Genomic DNA, 4,874 nt, shown 5'->3' on the forward strand with positions numbered 1-4,874 from the left:
GTTGTCGATGCCATGAACAAGATTACGAAAGAAAAAATCAATACGACCATCACATTGAACACCATTGATTGGGGTAACTTTGACGACAAAATGAAAGTGATTATTTCGGCAGGTGAGGATTGGGATTTAACGTACACGGCTTCATGGACGAATAATTTTTATAACAATGTTGCGAAGGGCGCTTTCCTGCCGTTAGACGATCTTCTGAATAAATATGGTCCGCATATCAAGGAAACAATTCCTGCCCAATTTTTTGACGGGGCGCGTGTGAATGGCAAGCTATATGGGATAACAAGTTATCAGATTATGGCAACGATGAAAGGGTTTTCAATCAAAAAGGATCTAGCCGATAAGTACAAGCTGGATAAAACAAAGATCAAATCATTGCGTGACTTGGAACCATTTCTGGAAAATGTGAAGCAAAATGAACCTGGTATTGTGCCTACGACGAGCGGTGCACCGGTTTCCACTGAACTTCTTTCCAAAATGGATACCGGACTTATGTATGACACCGTTACGGGCGATACAGCCAATCCTCTTGTGATTAATGTAAAAAATAATGATTTTAAAATTAAGAACTTGTATGAACTTCCGGAAACGATGGAACTGGCCAAAATGAATCGCGATTGGTACAACAAAGGATACATTCGCAAAGACGCAGCTACAATTAAAGATTATAAAGCGGAACAAAAAACCGGGAAGTATGGGATGTTCCCAGCGGGAGCGGTGAAGCCTGGCAATGAAGGCGATACAAAAGGATGGGCGGGATACGATGTAACCGATGTACAGTTTAGCCCATCTTACGTTTCCAACACGAGTTTAATTTCATCGCTGACAGCAATTAACCAAAACTCCAAAAATCCTGAACGTGCGATGATGTATCTGGATCTTTTGTTCGCTGACAAAGAATTATATCAGTTATTATGTGTAGGCATGGAAGGCAAGCATTACAAGAAAGTGGACGACAGAACCGTTGAAGCCTTGCCAAATGGCGGATATAATCCGGGAACGGACTGGGAACTCGGCAGTCAATTTAACATGTTCCTTCRTCCAGGGCAGCCTAAAGATGTGTGGGAGCAAACGAACAAAGTGAACAAAGAAGCGATTGTTTCCCCATTGATTGGCTTTGTTTTAAACCGTGATCCAATTAAAACCGAGATGGCACAGATCGATGCGATTATAAAACAGTACAACAGCGTAACAAACTCACTGCTGAATTTTGGAACTGCTGATCCGGAGAAGGTCATGGCTGAAATTAACGATAAACTTAAGAAAGCAGGATTGGATAAAGTTATTGCGGAAGCTCAAAAACAACTGGACGAATGGCGCAAGGTAAATAAAAAGTAAGAATCAAATGACCGCTCATAGCTTATACAAGCTATTGAGTGGTTGCTTTTCCATAAAGTGGTTTTTTCTTTTATATTAAAATTCTTTGCTATATAATGGTTGTATAAGTGATATATTAGGAGGTTAGCGCTCGTGAGCCAGATAAAACTGCCTCGATCTATGTTTATTCGTATGTTTACTTCATTTACGCTTGTATTTATCTGTATCTTACTGGCGCTTTCCTACATCTTATATGTTAATTTTCAAAAAATTGGCGTGAACCTCGTTTCTGGCGCTAATGCGAATGCGCTTTCACAAATCAGCTATAGTTCAACTTATTTGAATGAAGCTTCGAAAACATTCTCGATATCTTTATTGACCAATTATCGGGTACAGTCGGTTATGTACAATGCGAATAATGATTACAAAGATATCCAAGAGGCATTGGTAGATGTATCCAAATTGAAGGACGCGAATCAATTCGTTCATTCCGTCTATGTGTTTAATGGAACGAGCAATCAATTTTATTCAACTTGGCTTCAATCCAGCAATACCAAGGATTCTTTTTTTGATCAAGGCTTAGTTTCTATAATTGATGAGAAGAAACAGGTAGCAAGGGGAAAGTTCTACCCTATATTGAGGGAAATTCCTGTCTTTATCTCAGCCGATGGAAAGGATATTGACAGCAATCAGAAGATAAGTGTTTTGACTTATATTTTCTATGAATATGAGGATACAGCAGATCGCGTAAAGGGCGCAATTATCGTCAATGTGAAAGTGGATTACTTGAAAGCATTAATTCAATCCCTCTCCTCTAGCGGAAAAAATCAAGGAAGTACTTGGATACTAGATGAGAAGGGACAACCGATTCTTGGGAACATGGATCAATTAACGGCGGAGGAGAAATCGGCTGTTCTCAAACCAATCCAAGAAAACGGCAGTAATACCTATTTTACAACAACGATTCAAGGAAAGAAGAATCTGATCACCTATGTAACATCTGAGGCTTTGAATTGGAAGTTTATTCATATCGTCCCTTATTCCATTATTTTTCATGATATGGAGCGACTTGGCTGGATTACGCTTGCTTTTTGTTTAGGGATATTGATTCCTGGCATATTTATCGTATTCTATGTATCCAAAAAGTTGTATTCTCCTATTCGCGGTCTGGTCGGTAAAGTTTCAGCGTTGCCTCGTTTACCATCTTCGTCAGTCGAGAATAAGGATGATATTGGCTATTTAAGCGATATCATTTCGATGGCCATTCAACAGAATGAAGTATCTATTGGCGATAAAAAGACTGCTTTTTCCTCCCGGAGATTCGAGTTCTTACGTAGGCTGATCAGCCAATCGTTTGATGATGACTCTATAGATCTACAATCACGTCTCGATCAGTATCAAATACGGTTGTTGGCCGATAAGCGCCATTTTGCCGTTATTTTCATGATTGATCGTTATGAGCAATTTATAAGAACTTACAGCGCGGCAGATCAAGACCTATTTCGTTATGCAATCGGAAATGTAGCAGAAGAAATAGCCTCTCGTTTCACGAATAATTGTGCTGTTGATTTGGGTGATGAAGTTGTCTTCATTCTAGAAGCCTCCGACGAGTCTTATGAGAAACAGCTTCGTGATATTAGTCTCATCATTGCGGAGCTACAAAACTGGATTCAAAGCAATCTGAAACTTTCCATGACAGGCGTAATCGGGTATTCGGTCAAACAACTTCAGGATATCTCTATTTCGTATCAGGAAGCCGTTCAGTTTAGCAAGTACAGGTTCATTTTCGGACAAGGATCGATTATCTCGTCGGATGAGTTGAAACATATGAAAACGGATGACTTCCGACCGCCGCTACAACTGGAAAAAACATTTGACGAGCTTCTTGTATATGGGAAATATGAAGAAGCAATTCAAACCTATGACCAGATTGTCGCCTATTTAAATCATTATTCCTACGATATTGTCATTAGTTACTTATATTATTTAGCATTTAATATTTATAAGCGAATCAAAGAAATTGAATTGAATGGATCAACTACGTTCAATATCCAATATAGTACATTCGTTCGAATGATTAGTAAAATGGAAACCATTGGAGAAATCAACGCCGAGTTCCATGTGCTTATTCGTCAAATCGCCGAAAGTATGGTGGATTCCAAGGTAAACCGAAATCAGCAAATTGTAAGTAAAGTCATTGGCATCATAGAAGCCAACTACATGGATAAATCGTTATGTCAGGATAGTATTGCATTACTATTGAATCTATCCAAGTATCACTTGGGTAAAATATTTCGCAATGTTCATGGTAAAGCAATCGCTGAATGGTTGATGGATTATCGATTAGGTATTGCTGCAGAACTTATTACCAAACCCAATACCAACGTGGCTGAGATCTTGGATTTAATTGGTTGGGAGAATCAGAATTATTTCTACAAAATGTTTAAGACGAAGTATGGGGTTACAACGTCTGAATACAAATTGCGGAATACGACTAGTGAGAACAAGGTGTATGATAACGGATATTCATCATAAATAAGAGTAGGCCGCCGATAATAACAAATTGGCGGTTTTTTCGTTTATATCAAGAGAATTTGCTGATCGTTTTATAGAAATCACTTGTTTTTAATGTTTACATTGAAACATGAAATGCTATATGTTGKGGCAGGGAGGTGAATGTAAGGGCTTACATTAAAGGGACGCTAGTTGGATATGCAGAGGGATACCCAACATACAATCAAGGAGGAAATGATATGAAGAAAGTAAAAACAGGTTTAATAAGCATGTTAGTCAGTTCTCTTCTTATAACAAGCTTAGTTTCAATGGGGACATCTGATCAAGCTTATGCAAATGTGGGAAGTACAACACTGCCTGTCCAGAAATCAGGTAATTGGGATGATTTGAAAATCAATTGGACTACGCCTGCCAGCGGGACAGATTTTACCGGTGCGCCGGTCGGTAATGGTTACTTCGGAGCGAAAGTTTCRGGMGGTGTTGCGACTGAAATTCTKCAACTTAATGAYAAAACKTTTCATTCYGGCGAACCCTTCAATCATACGGATCCAAGTCGTAAAGTAGCTCTGGACGCTACAAGGAGTTTGCTTGCTCAAGCGGATACAGCCACATCTGTAACCTATCGCGAAGAGAAATTAAAGCAAGCCGATACGGCTGCCAAGGGGATGTGGGGATCGGTACAAATGTCCAACTTCCTGCCAATTGGCAAAATTGTGCTGGATGTGCCGAACACAGCAGGATATACGAATTACAATCGGGAGCTTCATCTGGATAAAGCTACTGTGACAACAAAGTATAAAGTAGGAAACACGACGTATACGCGTGAGGTATTTGCCAGCTACCCGGATCGCGTTATGGTTATCAGAATGACGAATGACGGCGGCCAGCCCATGAGTATGACGGCTAAGATGACGCTGCCGGCGGAAATGAACACGCACGGAACGGTAACTTCATCGGGTAATGAAATCCAAATGACAGGAACAGCCCCTTACAACGAGGACGCAAATACGTGGGCGAACGGGAGAGGCATGACG

At 40.1% G+C, this 4,874-nt stretch carries 3 protein-coding genes; all 3 read left to right on the forward strand.

The window, feature by feature from the left end:
- The coding region (locus tag AC1DUA_RS23380) for an ABC transporter substrate-binding protein (protein ID WP_477502050.1) at positions 1-1,347 on the forward strand (1,347 nt) is incomplete at its 5' end.
- 132 nt (positions 1,348-1,479) lie between these two features.
- Entirely contained in the window at positions 1,480-3,861 is a 2,382-nt protein-coding gene (locus AC1DUA_RS23385; protein ID WP_477502051.1) for a helix-turn-helix domain-containing protein, read from the forward strand.
- A gap of 218 nt (positions 3,862-4,079) precedes the next feature.
- Positions 4,080-4,874, forward strand: a 795-nt coding sequence (locus tag AC1DUA_RS23390; protein ID WP_477502052.1) for a glycoside hydrolase family 95 protein, incomplete at its 3' end; no start/stop codon positions are given.

The organism is Paenibacillus sp. 01T422, assembly GCF_056398785.1.